This window comes from Endozoicomonas sp. Z74 (assembly GCF_057680865.1).
The window spans coordinates 30,806-45,973 of record NZ_JBLYZI010000039.1; the positions used below are offsets into that span (position 1 = coordinate 30,806).

At 51.5% G+C, this 15,168-nt stretch carries 14 protein-coding genes; 3 read left to right on the top strand and 11 right to left on the bottom strand.

What is annotated here, in order from left to right:
- Positions 1-20: 20 nt before the first annotated feature.
- The 5 genes from ACNRUY_RS13030 to ACNRUY_RS13050 form a co-directional block, all read right to left on the bottom strand.
- Positions 21-1,037 (bottom strand): ABC transporter ATP-binding protein, encoded by a 1,017-nt coding sequence (locus ACNRUY_RS13030; protein WP_488112077.1) that lies wholly within the window; start codon positions 1,035-1,037, stop codon positions 21-23.
- Complete coding sequence (locus tag ACNRUY_RS13035) at positions 1,034-2,023, bottom strand: ABC transporter ATP-binding protein (protein WP_488112078.1); 990 nt, start codon at positions 2,021-2,023, stop codon at positions 1,034-1,036. The genes ACNRUY_RS13030 and ACNRUY_RS13035 overlap by 4 nt, the downstream gene beginning before the upstream one ends.
- A 4-nt stretch (positions 2,024-2,027) precedes the next feature.
- On the bottom strand, positions 2,028-2,942 hold the full coding sequence (locus ACNRUY_RS13040) for an ABC transporter permease subunit (RefSeq protein ID WP_488112079.1): 915 nt from the start codon (positions 2,940-2,942) through the stop codon (positions 2,028-2,030).
- Complete coding sequence (oppB, locus tag ACNRUY_RS13045) at positions 2,939-3,865, bottom strand: oligopeptide ABC transporter permease OppB (RefSeq protein WP_488112080.1); 927 nt, start codon at positions 3,863-3,865, stop codon at positions 2,939-2,941. Before oppB ends, ACNRUY_RS13040 begins: the two co-directional genes overlap by 4 nt.
- Before the next feature lie 172 nt (positions 3,866-4,037).
- Entirely contained in the window at positions 4,038-5,654 is a 1,617-nt protein-coding gene (locus tag ACNRUY_RS13050) for a peptide ABC transporter substrate-binding protein (protein WP_488112081.1), read from the bottom strand.
- Positions 5,655-6,413: 759 nt separating this feature from the next.
- Here ACNRUY_RS13050 and ACNRUY_RS13055 point away from each other — a divergent pair.
- Entirely contained in the window at positions 6,414-7,415 is a 1,002-nt protein-coding gene (locus ACNRUY_RS13055; protein ID WP_488112082.1) for a helix-turn-helix transcriptional regulator, read from the top strand.
- 261 nt (positions 7,416-7,676) lie between these two features.
- On the opposite strand, the gene ACNRUY_RS13060 is transcribed toward ACNRUY_RS13055, so the two are convergent.
- From ACNRUY_RS13060 to ACNRUY_RS13070, 3 genes are all read right to left on the bottom strand, one after another.
- A complete protein-coding gene (locus tag ACNRUY_RS13060) occupies positions 7,677-7,991 on the bottom strand; it encodes a HigA family addiction module antitoxin (protein ID WP_488112083.1) in 315 nt (104 codons plus the stop codon).
- 4 nt (positions 7,992-7,995) lie between these two features.
- Positions 7,996-8,289: a type II toxin-antitoxin system RelE/ParE family toxin gene (locus ACNRUY_RS13065; RefSeq protein ID WP_488112084.1), complete on the bottom strand. Its 294-nt coding sequence runs from the start codon at positions 8,287-8,289 to the stop codon at positions 7,996-7,998.
- Positions 8,290-8,803: 514 nt separating this feature from the next.
- Positions 8,804-8,932: a hypothetical protein gene (locus ACNRUY_RS13070; RefSeq protein WP_488112085.1), complete on the bottom strand. Its 129-nt coding sequence runs from the start codon at positions 8,930-8,932 to the stop codon at positions 8,804-8,806.
- Positions 8,933-9,520: 588 nt separating this feature from the next.
- Here ACNRUY_RS13070 and ACNRUY_RS13075 point away from each other — a divergent pair.
- Both ACNRUY_RS13075 and ACNRUY_RS13080 read left to right on the top strand, forming a co-directional pair.
- Positions 9,521-11,050 (top strand): DUF1800 domain-containing protein, encoded by a 1,530-nt coding sequence (locus tag ACNRUY_RS13075; RefSeq protein WP_488112086.1) that lies wholly within the window; start codon positions 9,521-9,523, stop codon positions 11,048-11,050.
- Positions 11,051-11,054: 4 nt separating this feature from the next.
- On the top strand, positions 11,055-12,386 hold the full coding sequence (locus tag ACNRUY_RS13080) for a DUF1501 domain-containing protein (RefSeq protein WP_488112087.1): 1,332 nt from the start codon (positions 11,055-11,057) through the stop codon (positions 12,384-12,386).
- 45 nt (positions 12,387-12,431) lie between these two features.
- Here the strand turns inward: ACNRUY_RS13080 and ACNRUY_RS13085 are convergent, their stop codons facing one another.
- The 3 genes from ACNRUY_RS13085 to ACNRUY_RS13095 all read right to left on the bottom strand — a co-directional run bounded on the left by ACNRUY_RS13085 (position 12,432) and on the right by ACNRUY_RS13095 (position 15,055).
- The gene (locus tag ACNRUY_RS13085) at positions 12,432-13,196 is read right to left on the bottom strand and encodes a substrate-binding periplasmic protein (protein WP_488112088.1); all 765 of its coding nucleotides are present in this window, start codon (positions 13,194-13,196) and stop codon (positions 12,432-12,434) included.
- A gap of 196 nt (positions 13,197-13,392) precedes the next feature.
- Positions 13,393-14,157 (bottom strand): substrate-binding periplasmic protein, encoded by a 765-nt coding sequence (locus ACNRUY_RS13090; RefSeq protein ID WP_488112089.1) that lies wholly within the window; start codon positions 14,155-14,157, stop codon positions 13,393-13,395.
- Between the two features lie 172 nt (positions 14,158-14,329).
- Positions 14,330-15,055 (bottom strand): protein kinase family protein, encoded by a 726-nt coding sequence (locus ACNRUY_RS13095; protein ID WP_488112091.1) that lies wholly within the window; start codon positions 15,053-15,055, stop codon positions 14,330-14,332.
- Positions 15,056-15,168: the final 113 nt, after the last annotated feature.

Consider the following 15,168-nt stretch of genomic DNA (forward strand, 5'->3'; position numbering starts at 1 on the left):
TTTTTCTTTTGCTATGGGCATTATGCCCCGGCGTTTATCACTCTCTGTTTATGACAAGCCACCTGATGCCTCCCATTTGAGCCTGACATTGATTCAGGCAAGGTTTCAAGTATGGGCTTTGTCGTTGCGCAATCGCCGTCTGCATAAAGACAGCGGGTGCGGAAAACACAGCCGGAGGGAGGCTTGATGGGAGAGGGCAGGTCGCCCTTGAGGACAATCCGCTGTTTATGGGCCTCCTGGTCCGGATCCGGCACAGGAACCGCCGAAATCAATGCCTGTGTATAAGGGTGTCGTGGCGAGTTATAGAGCTTATCCTTTTCCGCCACCTCCATCACATTCCCGAGATAGAGCACCATTACCCGATGGCTGATGTGCCGCACAATGGACAGATCATGACTGATAAACAACAGAGACAGACCAAATTTGGCCTGGAGCTCTTTAAGCAGGTTAATGATCTGGGCCTGAATGGACACATCCAGGGCTGAAACCGGTTCGTCACAGACAATCACCCGGGGTTGCAGAATCATTGCCCGGGCAATGCCAATCCTCTGGCACTGGCCTCCGGAAAACTCGTGGGGGTAGCGGTTGATCATCCTGGGCAGCAGGCCAACAATGTCCATCATCTCCCGAACCCGGTCCCTGACCTGTTCTTTTGGCAAATCAGGGTGGTGGGTGACCAGAGGTTCGGCAATGATTTCCCCGATGGTCATTCTGGGGTCAAGACTGGCCAGGGGGTCCTGAAAAATGATCTGCATCTCCCTTCGCAGTGGTCGCATTGCTTTGGGGGACTGGCCCGTGATGTCCTGTCCCATCCAGACCACCTTGCCATCGGTGTTGTGCAGAAGCTGGAGCACTGCCCGGCCAAGGGTCGACTTTCCGCAGCCGGACTCTCCGACAATGGACAGGGTTTCCCCTTCGTACAGCTCAAAGTCGACGCCATCCACCGCTTTCAGTGTGCTCTTGCGGGTAAAGAAGGTGCCAGTGTCCACGGAGAAATGCACCTTCAGGTTGTCCACCTTGAGAATAGGTTCGCTCATGACGCTTCCTCCATAGGGATTCGGTGACAGGCAACTGTTCGCTGGGAAAGCCGTCGGGTGATGGGTTGCCTGGTACGGCAGTGATCATCGGCGTACTGGCATCGTGGCCGGAAGGCACAGCCACTGGGCAGAGCCTGAAGGTTAGGCGGTTGACCGGCGATGGCGTAGAGGTCTTGGCTGTGGTTGCCGTCAATGCGTGGCATGGATTGGAGCAGCCCCTGAGTGTAAGGGTGGCGTGCATCACTGAAGATGTCCCTGACCGATCCAGTCTCCACCACCCTGCCGCCGTACATCACCATAACATCGTCGCACATACCGGCAATAACCCCCAGGTCATGGGTGATCATGACAATGGACATACCCAGCTCATCCTTGAGGTTATGCAGCAGCTCAAGAATCTGGGCCTGAATGGTCACATCCAGGGCGGTGGTTGGTTCGTCAGCGATCAGCAGGTCAGGCTCACAAAGCAGTGCGATGGCGATCATCACCCGCTGGCGCATGCCTCCGGAAAACTCGTGGGGGTACATGTGTACACGCTTGCGTGCTTCAGGGATACCCACCATTTCCAGCATTTGGATGGATCGTTCCAGGGCCTCCTTTTTATTCATTCCCTGGTGTTCAATCAGCACCTCGGTCATCTGCCGGGAGACTTTCAGATAGGGATTCAGGGAGGTCATTGGGTCCTGGAAAATCATGGAAAGTGATACGCCGCGGACTTTGTTCAACTCAGCAGTGGGCAGCCCAAGCAGGTTCTGTCCTTTGAACAGGGCCTCCCCCGTGGTGGTTCCATTTTTTGCCAGCAGCCCCATGATGGCCATGAAGATCTGGGTTTTGCCGGAGCCGGACTCTCCCACCACCCCCAGGCTTTTGCCCTTCTCCAGGGTGAAATTAATGTTGTTGGCAGCGGAAACCTCACCCTCCGGAGTATCAAACCGGGTATTGAGGTTGTTAACTTCCAGAATGAAGTTGTCGTTAAAAGCAGTCATGGTGTTATCGATCCTTGGGGTCCAGTGCGTCACGCAGACCGTCACCAATAAAGTTAAAGCAGAACAGAGTTACCGCCAGGAACGTGGCCGGAAATGCCAGCATCCACGGAGCGCTCTCCATCACTTTTGCCCCCTCGGAGATCAGTACGCCCCAGCTGGTCAGGGGCTCCTGCACACCCAGGCCCAGAAATGAAAGGAAGCTTTCAGTCAGAATCACCTGGGGAATGGTCAGCGTCATATAGACGATCACCGGTCCAAGAATGTTGGGCACAATGTGCCGGAAAATGATTTTGGCATTGGATACCCCGCTGGCGTGGGCGGCCTCTATAAACTCCTTTTTCTTGAGAGCCAGGGTCTGTCCCCGGACAATTCTCGCCATGGTCAGCCATTCAACCGCCCCCAGGGCCACGAAGATCAGGAAAATATGGCGGCCAAAAATCACCATCAGGATGATGACGAAAAACATGAATGGCAGAGAGTAGAGGATATCCACAAAGCGCATCATCAGGTTGTCGATCCGGCCACCCATATAGCCTGCAACGGCACCATAGGTAACACCAATCACCAGAGACACTGAGGTGGCTACCAGCCCTACCATCAGGGAGACACGGGCACCGTAAAGTGTGCGGATAAACAGGTCACGACCATTCTCGTCAGTGCCGAACCAGAACCCTTCGGAAAAATTGGGGCCCACCTGGATGAAGTCCCAGTAAACTTCATCATAGGGGTGTGATGATAGCAGGGGGGCAAAAACTGCCATCAGGGTAATAATGGCCAGAATGACCATGGACACCACTGCCGCACGGTTGCGCATCAGCCGGATGCGGGCGTCCTGCCAGAGTGAACGACCAGCGACTTCTTCCTGATGGTGGGTATTCATGGATGCCAGGGCATCGTTGGGTTTGACCAGGGAACTCATCCATTAACCCTCAGTTTCGGATCCAGGAAGCTGTAGATCACATCCACGATCAGGTTCATCACAATGATCAGAGTGGCATAGAACACCACCACTCCCATCACCAGCGGGTAATCCCGGTTGAGGGCGGCATTGACGAAATAGCGGCCGACGCCGGGAATGTCATAAATGGACTCAATCACCACGGAACCGGTAGTGACCGCCGCCGTAGCAGGGCCGAGATAAGAGACCACCGGCAAAAGTGCGCCCTTGATGGCATGGCGGACAACCACCAGTCGTTCCCGCAAACCTTTAGCTCGGGCTGTCCGGATGTAGTTGGAGTGCAGCACTTCGACCATGGAGCCCCGGGTCAGCCGTGCTATATAAGCAATTTGTGGCAGCGCCAGGGAAATCACTGGCAGCACCAGGTTTCGGGCAGCACCCTCTCCCCATCCGGCGACGGGTAGCCAGGCGAGATACACTCCGAAAACCAGGGAGAGAATCGGGGCCATGACAAAGTTGGGAATGGCAATTCCCGTCATGGCGACACCCATAATGGCGTAGTCCGTTTTCTGGTTTTGATAGAGGGCGGCCAGGGTTCCGAGACTGATTCCTATAAGGGTTGCCAGAAGAATGGCGGTCCCCCCTATCTGGATGCTGGCGGGAAGACCGGTCATGATCAGTTCCGTAACACTGAAATCCCGGAATTTGTAGGAGGGGCCAAAGTCAAACTGAAGCAGCTTGCTCACATAAATGAAGTATTGCTGATACAGAGGTTTGTCCAGGTCATATGCCTTGAGGATGTTGGCCTCAATTTCCGGTGGCAGTTGCCGCTCGGCATCAAAAGGGCCCCCGGGGGCAATGCGCATCATGAAAAACGCAAGGGTGATGATGATCAACAGCGTCGGGATTGCCGTCAGCAGACGCTTGGAAATATAGGTGAACATGGATAATTGCGCTCTTTCCTGTGGGAACCGTCGCCAGCCAGCACTTGATGCTCAATCAGGGTGGAAAGGGCAGAAGTAACCCCGCCCACCGCTGTAGTTAGTGCTGGAGGCTGAACAGGGCTGCCAGAGAGGGGGGAGACCGTTTCTCATGGCAGCCGGGGTTCCATTGTTATTAGTCTATGGACAGGTAACGGGCGCGATGGGTATCGCTGGGGTTGTCAATCCAGCCCTTCACTTTAGGATTGACCAGGTTTTTGGACACGTAGTAGTAGATAGGAATGTTGGCCACTTCCTCCATGGCGATGGATTCAGCCTGGCGCATATACTGGTTGCGCTTGTCCATATCCACTTCCAGTTCTGCTTTTTTCATCAGGGTATTGAACTGGTCATTATTGTAGTCACTGTAGTTGTTGGACGTGTTCCGGCTCTCCATCAGGTTGAGGAAGTTCTGGGGATCGTTATAGTCGGCGATCCAGCCAGCCCGGGCCGCCTGGAAGTCACGGGTCTTCAGGTTGGCGTAATGTACCTTGACTTCAGAGTTATACAGCTCGGTTTTCACCCCCAGCGCTTTCTTCCACATGGCAGCAACGGCAATGGCCACTTTTTTGTGGTTTTCAGAGGTGTTGTAGCTGAGCTTCAGGGTGGGAGGGTTGGACTTGCTGTAGCCTGCGGCTTCCAGCAGCTTCCGGGCTTCTTTGATGCGCTCGGCATAAGGCATGTCCTTCCAGCTGACTTCAGAAGGCTTGCCGTAAGTTCCGGTCCCCGGAGGCACAAAACCATAGGCGGGAATTTCACCGGTCTTTAGAACCTTGTCCGTGAGCACTTCCCGGTTGATGGTCATGGCCAGGGCCTGACGCACCCGCTGGTCCTTCAGGACCTCGTCGTTCATGTTCAGAGGGTAATAGTACACGCCCAGATAAGGGGCAATGCGGGCATAGCCCGGCATGTTTTTCTGAAGCCACTTCAGGTCGGAGGAAGAAAAGTCCCGGGCGATGTCCACTTCACCGGCACGAACCCGTTTCAGAACCGCTGACCGGTCTTCCTGTGGGTAATAAACGAGCTCATCCAGAGATACATTGCTGGCGTCGTAGAATTTCGGGTTTTTCTCCAGTCGGATCCGGGCGTTCGGAGTCCACTCAGCCAGGGTGTAGGCACCATTACTGACCATTTTATTGTCTTTAGCCCATTCCTTACCCAGCTCTTTGATCTTGTGAGTGGGTACGGGGTAGGCGGTGTAGTGGGCCAGCTGGGCAATAAAATACGGTGCAGGGCCTTCAAGGGTGACCTGAAGGGTGTTGTCATCAATCACTTTGACACCGAGGGCTTCCGGACCTGCTTTGCCGGTATTGACCTGTTCAGCGCTCTTGATGGTGTAAAGCAGTGAGGCATAACCCGCGGCGGTTTCCGGCTTGAGAATCCTCTGGAAGCCATAGAGGAAGTCACTGGCGGTCACTGGCTGCCCGTCGGACCATTGGTGGTCGCGGATTTTGAAGGTATAGACTTTACCGCCGTCAGAAACACTCCAGCTTTCAGCGGCACCAGGAATGATGGAGCCATCGGCAGCTTCTGTGGTCAACCCCAGGAAAAGGTTGCCAACAATGTAACTTTCCCAGGTGCCGGAAATAAAGTGGGGGTCCAGGGAAGCGGGCTCGCCCATACTGGCGATGGTCAGGGTTCCTGCGGCCTCGGCCAGGTTGTTTGGAGCGGTATAGAAGGTTCCGGACAAGGCGATGGATACCGCCAGAAACCCAGCCTTGAGGCGTTTGACGGGTGTTGATTTCAAAGACATTACTACCCCTTATTTATGCTGTCTTTTGCCAGTTAATTATCTGCCAGAGCTATCTCAAGCTGTTGTAAAGCAAAGACGATTTATTGTTTGTGGTTTTGTCGCTGGAGGCACTTCTATCCATGTACCTACACTGCACGGTGCTCCTGCTAAAACGCAAAAACCATGCCCAGCTGAATAATGGGCTTGGATCGGCCCTTGTCACGATCGATGTCCGGGTAGGAAAACGATCGGTAACCACAGCTCTTGCGATACAGCGAGCATACAGAAGTACACTTTTTGTTCGGCAAAAAGCGGCTAACTCATGGAATCAGCTTTTCCCCAGGAAAGTATTGGCATAGATCAATAAATTATCCTTTTTCCTGGGTCGGTGTTGAGGGTTGGTTTTTTCTTCGATCTGGTGGTTTTTTCCAGTAAAAACAACTGTCTTGTGGTTTGGAAGTTATGCTTTATTAGCGGGCTTTATCCTGCTTGCCCGGGTTTTTCTGAAGCATTACTCCCCATGCAATAACCCCCTGCAATCAATGCTGTTGAGGTACAATGGTTCCATGAAAATAAAAACAGAGGGTGTTCTGCCCGGCAGATGGAATACTGGCGTACAGAGCGCCGGGAAATAAAGGAGAAGTTTTGGGCTTACGACTGCGATGAATGGGGAGAAAGCTGAAGTAGGGTTCTGGTTTTAATGAGGTCGTATGATGTCACTTTAAACGACATCATTATTGTCTAAACTAATGACTCAATTCACTTCAGCAGGTGCGACCCATGGCTCAGGAGTCTTACAAAGTTAACCCAATGGTGTTGAAACGTTATCGCGACAAGGCCGGACTTTCCCAAGCGCAGGTTGCAGAAAAAGCAGGGGTTTCTCATCGACAGTATCAGCGGATTGAGAAGGCGGGTTGTACAACTCTCCACAAGGCTACAAGCATTGCACGGCAATTAGGTGAGAATGTTGAGGCTATTTCAGATGGAGCGGGTCGCTTCAAATCGGAATGGTTAGTCATCAATTCTGATAAAAAAAAGGTATTCAGGCAGGGTCTATCAGATGTCTTTAAAGACATTAAAGAAATAGCCAACCGAGTGCTTACTCCTGCTACTTATGGTGCTGATTCGGAGATACATATTGAAAATACCAGTCCGGTTTGTAAAACCATAAAGGTTCGATACCCGTTGGATGACATCACCTGTGTCTGGAAATTCCATCCCGTCAGGTTTGATGCTGAGATGGGGGTGCTGTGGCGTAAATTTACCGACTGGATTAATTATGAGTGGGAGCATGGCCTCAGGTCTTTAAAGTTTGATGCCTGTTATAAGGTGTTTATTGATGGCCAGCCTATGGTGCCACCGGAAGTAAAGATCTATTTCTCTGTAGAGTTTCTTGAGCCGCCTGAAGGGGATCAGTCCACACAAGAACCATGGGTCTGTACTGGAGGAGAGTTATTTAAGGACGCCGGGCAATTAAGCGCTTTTCTTTCTGACTGGCTTGCTGACGATGGCCATGCTTTCCCTCCAAGGGCTGAGGATGCCGGGGATGTTCCTGAAGTATTCATCCTTTACCATAAGGCGGGTAGTCAGGGGCTTGCTCAATTGCGTGTATCCAGGGTTTGGGCCGGTACCGATGGAAAAGTACAACAGGCGCCCTGGGTAAGAAAGCATCGGGAGGTTGTAGTGCAGTCACTCAATGACAAGCGTTTTTCCAGCAGCGACAGTTTCCGCTCAGTACAAGTTGCTCCCCTGGAAAGGTTGATTGAATCAGGTATCGAATAAAGCACTACAAAAGTAACGTTTAAAGTATCTCTCTTAAAGCCTTCAACACCTTCTTCGGCGGCAGTTGCGTGCCCAGTTGCAGCAACGCCTTCGCCACCTTGGTTTCTGAAACCTTTGAGTGGCTGACGCCGTTCACCGCCTCGGTGACCTGCTTCAGGCTGGCAATGTCATCCCCGCTCAGGCGGAAGCTTTTGGGGGTAGCGCTGGTCTTTTTTCTGGGTGACCACGCTTCGGGTTTGGCAATGGGGGCCGGTTGATGGACTAAGCACTTTGTCTTTTGAAGGCAGTGACAGGCCTGACAGTCTTCGACTCCTCGTTAAATCGGTTTCTGGTGTCCCATAGGTCGCAGGCATGCTGGATATTAAGCCAGAATTCAGGCGTATTGCCTAAAGCTGCTGCCAGTTTGATGGCCAGTGGTGCCGTCAGCACCGTCCTGCCATTCAGGATATTGCCGACTGTATTTCTGTGAACACCCATGGCCTCGGCCAGATCAACAATCTTCAGCTCCATCGGCTCCATGAATTCGATCCTCAGCATGTCACCTACGGATACAGGTCTCCTCTTGGTTGCTCTCATAGCCTTATCCCCTGTACGTGTGCGGATCAAGGTGCGTGTCTACCGCTACGCCATCAATCCATTTGAATACCAGTCGGTATTGTCTGTTGACCCGGATCGAACACCATTCGCTGAGATTATTGGTCAAATGTTCAAAGCGGTTTCCCGGTGGAATCCTTAAATCCGATTCTTTGCAGGCTCCATCCAGGATTTGTATTTTCCTGAACAGCGCTGATTCAAGCTTCTTTGGTATCCGTTTGTCCTGCCTGTCATTTTCATAAAAGGACTCCAACCATTTGTCTCTGAATTCAACTGCCATACATGTTTTGTGTGCATAACATCATTGTTCATTAAAGGTAAATATATGCACAATAACGTTGTTCGTCAAATGCAAAAAAACCAAAGAACTCTCCCTCTATGCTGATCAGATAACCCTGTGGTCAATCAAGCCAATCTTAGACCCCGAGGGCTGGCACGTTCCATTACGGCACAAGCCGCCTGCGCACCCAGTCCGCAAAAGAACGCATCGGGTGGTATGCTTGGCAGCGTGTGGCCCTGAGGGCCTGTAGTATAAGGTAAGCCGTGTCCAAGGCCACACCCTGCCTTCTCTACCGTTTACGAAGAAAACCGGAAACGGTTTTTATCCGTACTTTATGCCGCGAAACAAAACCGGTTCTTTCCGAAAGAAACAACCGCCGGTAAAGGGTTGTTATTTTCGTAAATCCCGCCATAAGCGCTCCGCTTCCCTGGGATGCCGGGTTAGTCAGCCTCCCGGATCGCCACGGTTACTTCATACCAGTCCACCATTCCCAGGGCATAGTTGAGCAGGCCAGCTACAGGCCTGACAGTACCGGGGTGTTTTCCTCTGCCCAGAGCTGCAACTCCTCCGGCAGGTTGCCGTAGATTTTGCGGTCCATCCAGTAGTGGTAAAGGCTCTCTTCATTGAAGATCCATTGCACCACTACACAGGCCCATGGTGAAAGAGCGGCAGTGTGCTCAGTACCACTCAAAAACAGGGAAAGGCAGACTGCTTTGAGGTAAAAGTTGGCTGAAGTGGGGGTTGATTAATTAAAACGTACCGGATGTTTAAAGGGGGTGAAATGGATTATGTCGAAATTCATTTTTGTGTTTCAGCTGTATTAGCATTTTTTTATGGGATTTTATTTCAATTGGATGCTGGCGGGTGTCGAAATTAAATTAAATGTTTCGACTGTATGGTTAGTGTTTCGATAAATTTCAACGACAGTGTTTTTGTAACCATAAATAAATGTTGGTTTTTTGATCAGTTTCACATTTTGAAATAAAAAAAAGTCATTTGAAGTCGTTATATGTATCCCAAAGGTGGTGTTTCCATTTTTCAGTTATGGAGTGCCTGTTCGGTTATCCAGAATGACTGGATTAAGGACTTTATTTTGTGTGCCGCAGGTTTTTCTGTTTTTGGAACAGCTGCACTGTCTGCTCAAGGCTGATGAAAAGAGTATGCATGGTTGTTTAAGTCATTAACGGTGCATTGTTCTGGGTATGTATTGTATCTATGAGGAGTGACAAAAGTGACTGTGAACTTTGAGAACCGTGGCCAGGCAGCCCGGTTTCTTTATCATGGGACTTATGGCCCGAAAGAGGGTGAGGTGGATCAGTTGATGGCCCAGGGGCCTCAAGCCTGGCTGGAGGCGCAATTTAAAAGCCCGCCGGAACTGCACCTGGCCATGAATCGGGAATATGCTGAAATCAGTGGTATTTCCGCCAATGAGCAGGGTCGAATCAGTGTCTGGTGGCACCGTGTTATGTACGCCAGGGATCAACTGCGTCAGAGAATGGCTTACGCCCTGAGCCAGATTTTTGTGGTATCGCCTTCTGGAGGCCCGGCTGGAGAGGCGCTGGCCGCCTATTATGATTTGCTGCTGGAGCACGCTTTTGGCAACTTCCGTGACCTGCTGGAGGCGGTGACCCTCAGTCCGGCCATGGGCCGTTTTCTGACTATGGAGGGCAGTCGTAAGGCCAACCCAACCAACAACTCACGCCCGGATGAAAACTATGCCCGGGAAGTGATGCAGCTGTTTACCATCGGGCTCTGGAAGCTTACCAGCAGTGGCCAGCTTAAACTGGATGCCAATGGGAAAAGAATCCCTGTCTATACCCAGCAGGATGTGGAGGAGCTGGCCAGAGTATTCACCGGCTGGCGCAGAGAGGATTATTACCAGCCCATGTATGCGTTTCCCAACTGGCATGATACGGAGGAAAAGGCGGTACTGGGTGAGGTTTTCCCGGCGGGTCAGACCGCGGAACAGGATCTGTCCCAGGCCATGGATATGTTGTTCAACCACCCCAATACCCCTCAGTTTGTTGCAACACTGTTGATTCGTCGTTTAACCATCAGTAACCCCAGGCGCCTCTACATCAACCGGGTTGCGGCAGCCTTCAAGGATAATGGACAGGGGATTCGCGGTGATCTCAAGGCCGTACTTAAAGCCATTCTGCTGGATGAGGATGTCCTGAAACGGCGGGGTATGTCGGATCACCAGAAGACGGGTCGCTCCTCCACCAATTTTGGCAAGTTGAAGGAGCCGGTGATCGCCATGGCCAATCTGGCCCGGGCGCTCGACGTGAAAAGCAATGATTCAAAACGTTGGTGGGATTTCCCTGGGCTTTGGTACGGCAATAACTTTGGTCAGTCCCCCCTTCGTGCAAACAGTGTCTTCAATTTTTACGAGCCGGATTATGCCCCCAAGGGCGAAATTTATGACCTTCAACTGGTAGCTCCGGAGTTCAAAATCATCAGCATGGGGGTGGCACGGACCATGAGTAACCGCATGTGGGAAGTGATTTATCGCCATAACGGCAGTTCGTCGAGAAAGTGGCATTGGGACCGCACTCCGTTTGAACAGAAGGTGGATGATATACCGGTTTATTTGAACCTGCTGAATGAGCGTTTCTTTGGGGGGCTGATGTCCAGTGCATTGAATCAGTTTCTGACCAATATGTTGAAAAACGGCGAAGCTAACGGTTATTCCACGGACCGAAAAATCAGGGATACATTATTTGCCGTGCAATGTTCACCGGAATTCAGATGCCAGGGATAAGGGTATGAAAATAACACGCAGAAAATTCATAAAAGGCAGTGCCTGCATGGGGGGAACACTGCTGGCCCCCTCGCTGACGGGGTTCAACAATGCCCATGCCAGCGGCAATGACTATCGTGCGCTGGTCTGCATTTTCCTGTTTGGTGGGAATGACGCTTATAACATGGTGATTCCCACCAGCAGCCAGGAGTACGATCTCTATCGCAGCATACGTCCGAAAATTGCCATACCGGCGGATCAGCTGGTGGAGACTGGACTGAAAACCGACAATGGTGTTTCCCTGGGATTGCATCCGGCCATGGCGGCACTGAAACCGGCCTTTCAGGCTGGCAATGCCACTGTGATGGTGAACTCGGGTCAGTTGGTGGAGCCGGTCATCGGGGGCAGGGAAAATCCTGTGCTTCCGGAGTTTCTGATGGCCCACAATCATCAGCAGACGCTCTGGCAATCAGGCTCTGCAGACCTTGATGAGCGGTTTGGCTGGGCGGGGCGTATGGTCGATTCGATGTTGCTGAGCAATAACATTGCGCCGGTGATCTCGTTTAATGGTGAGTCAAAGTGGCTGAGGGCCGATACCCTGGAGCAGCTGACCATGACCAAGGATGAGCCTGGCAATTACAGTGGCCTGGACACCCCCGAGCGCTATGAAGCAATGCAAAGGCATTTTACCTCCCAGTTCAGCAATCTGTTTGAGTCCAACTACTCAGCTACATCGGAGCGCCGTTACCATGAGCTTGAGGAGCTGAAAGGGTATCTGGATGCCATAGACGACTATCAGGATTTTCCAGACTCCAGTCTGGGGCAAACCCTGGGGCTGGTGGCCCGGATGATCCGGATTCGTGAGAGCCTGGGGCATCGGAAGCAGATCTTTTTCCTGGGGCTGGGTGGCTTTGATACCCACAAGAGTCAGGCCAGGCAGCATGAATCCCTGCTGGGACAGCTGGCAGAAGCCATGGCGGCCTTCCAGTTGAATATGGAGCAACAGAAACTGTCGGATCAGGTGACCACCTTTACAATGTCGGACTTTGGGCGCCGGATTATCCCCAATGAAACGGGAACGGATCATGGCTGGGGAGGGCATCAACTGGTGATGGGTGGGGCGGTAAAGGGCCATAAGGCTCATGGCCGCTGGCCCGACCTCAACCCTGGCAGTGAATATGACTATAACAATGGTCGTATTATTCCTGAAATTGCCGCGGATCAGGTCAATGCGACACTGGCGGCCTGGTTTGGGTATACCAAGAGCCCGGAGAGCCTGTTTCCAAGCCTGGCTAATGGCTTCAGTAGCAAGCTGCTGAGCTTCCTGCCTTTGCCTGAGGGGGCTCTTAACGTATAGATATTGCGCCTCTCAATCAGGAAATCTGGTTGAGAGGCGCTCAGTTCAGCGGTACTGGTCGATGATCTTGTCGACAGTGCCGTCTTTCTTCATTCCGATCAGTGCCTTTTGCAGCCTGCGCGTTTCCGGTATGGAGGTCAGCGGGTTCAGAGCCAGGTATTCCTCCAGCTTGCCAAGCGTGTACACTGGCTGAATGGAAGTGTGCTGGCTGAATTCTCTGGCAACATAATACCCGGTTGCCTCGCTGGTCACCCAGAGATCGGCCTGGCCACGGATGAGCTTTTGAAGGCTGGCCTCCTCCGTCAGGCTTTCTTCCAGTTGTGCGTCTTTGTCGACCATTGTCGTCACAGCATGATCTTTTATAACCGCCAACCGGTACTGTTTAAGGTCTTCACGACTGCTGATCTCCACCGGATTACTGCTCAGGGCAAAAACCACGTATTTATTGGTAACCAGTGGACCGATCCATTTAAACAGGGCTGCCTGTTCTGATGTTCGGACCGCAGGAAAAGCGGCGTAATGCTGTTTCATCATGGCCTGGTTCAACGTTTTTTCCCAGGACAGCTGCAAGGTCATGGAATAGTCTACTTCCGCCCTGGCCATGATTTCCCGCACAATATCGGCGATGATCCCTTTAATCTCCCCGTCTCTGGCAAATTTTTTGTGATCAGATGTCATGCTGTAGGGAGGTGCATTGGCTGTAAGCAGCGTAAATTGCAGCCTGCTCTCTGGCCCTGATGCCCAGGCAGGGGTCGTCAGGATCGGCAATAGAAACAGCGACACAGCGAGCAACATGAAGGGTCTGATCATACTTCTACAGCTCCACACACTTTTTTTATTGAGAGAAGAGTGGGCTGAGGTATATAGAATCAAAAGCAGGTTGTCATTGATTTGGAAGGGCAGTGGTTCAGGCTCAGGGGGCTTTCTGGAAAATGTTTGATGCAGGACAGTGGCAGGCTGTCTCTTTAGTGAGCACAAGCCTGCCTTCTATCCAGCTCAGTGACGATCAGCGATAGGCACTCATGATGTCTTCAACCGTCCCATCACTGTTCATGGTATCCAGTGCCGCCTGGAGTTTCTGGACAACGGCGTCGGGAACCGATGGATTCAGCGCCAGATAATCATTGGTACTGCCCACTTCAAAGACGGGCTTGATCGGGGGAATGCCGTCTTTCTGGGCGTAATAAAAGCCACTGAACTCACCGGTCACCCAGAGGTCAATCTGTCCACGCTCCAGTTTTTTGGCGTTGGCGTCTTCCTTGAGGCTCTCTTCAAAATTGATTTTCTGCTGCTTAAGCAGGCTGGTGACGGCATGGCCTTTGACGCTGGCCACTTTGTATTTATTCAGATCCTGCACGTTTTTGATGGTGATTTTTTTACTGGCCAGAGAGAAGACTTTGTATTTATTGACGATCAGCGGTCCAACCCATTTGAACTTATCTTCGCGCTCGGGCAGGCGTGCCATGGAGAAAACGGCAAAATCTTTGTTGGTCAACCCAAGCCTGTAGACTTTGCTCCAGGGAAAACGAAGGGTCATGGTGTAGTCAATGCTGGCTCTTTTCATCATCTCCCGAACGATGTCGGTAGCAATCCCGTCGATCTCCGATTCCCGCGCAAAATTTTTGTCGGCGATGCTCATGTTAAAGGGCGGGTAGTTTTCCGTCAGGATGGTCAGGCGAAAGTTATCCATTGAGAGGGATGCTGATGCCTGGTTGACGGTTCCAACGGTCAGCAGGAGGGGTAAAACAAGAATCGATAATCGCTTTAACATACTTCTGGGGCTCCAAGGGCTTTATTGTTATGGCGAAAATACGGGGTGTACAACGGGGTCGCGACCAAGATATATACTGAAATCATAACTTTCGTGCAAGAAAGTCATAAAGAAGTGGTGGTTTTTTCGTCCTACTTATTGATCTTGTCACAGTTATGCAACATCTTTCTGTTTACTCATCATTGCTGGAACCAGTGCCTTCAGCACTGAAAATTTGCACAAGCTTGTCTGCGCTGGGCCTTTTTTGTGGGTCTTTGCTGATCATTCGCTGGCTCGTTTCTACGAGCAGCCTGGCGGTCTCGTCTTTCTGATACTCTGGTTTTAAAGGAATGGGGCGTTGCTCCTCACGACACTTGTAAAATTCCTGCCAGGTGCCCAGATCGATTAAACCGGCGTCCATGAATATGCTGATCAGAGACATTCCCGCAGAGTAGATGTCGGCTTCAAATCCCTGCTGCTCTCCCTTCAGTGTTTCTGGGGCCGCATACATTCCTGTACCTGTGGGGTCCTTGGGAAAAGCATCTTTATATTCGAAGGCATTGCCCAGGTCAGCGATTCTTAGCTTGCCGTCTTCTGGGTGAACAAGCAGGTTGTCTGGCTTGATGTCCCGATGCATGACTTTGTTTTTTCTAAGAACAGCAAGGCCTCTGGCCAGATCTTCAGCCCATTGTTTCAATATCGCCGTTGACAGATAGTTTGCCATACTTTTAGCGGCTTCCGTTGCATTGACTCCTCCATCCTGCATATGTAATGACGTGATGTACTCAGTGGGTGTTTCGCTGGCTTCGAAGCCTTCGAAACCAATGATGTGCGGGCTTTTCAGGGATTCCAGTAGCTGAGCTTCAAACTGGTCGGCTTTATATATTTCCAGTGCCTCTTCATCGCAGGGCAAAAACATGATCACCAATTGAACAGCGCCATCAAGAAACAGCCTGTATAATCAGGGTTTTTCCTGTCTTTCGATGTCTGCAAAAGCCCTGTTTTCCAAATTCTCCTCGCTCACTGATAAGC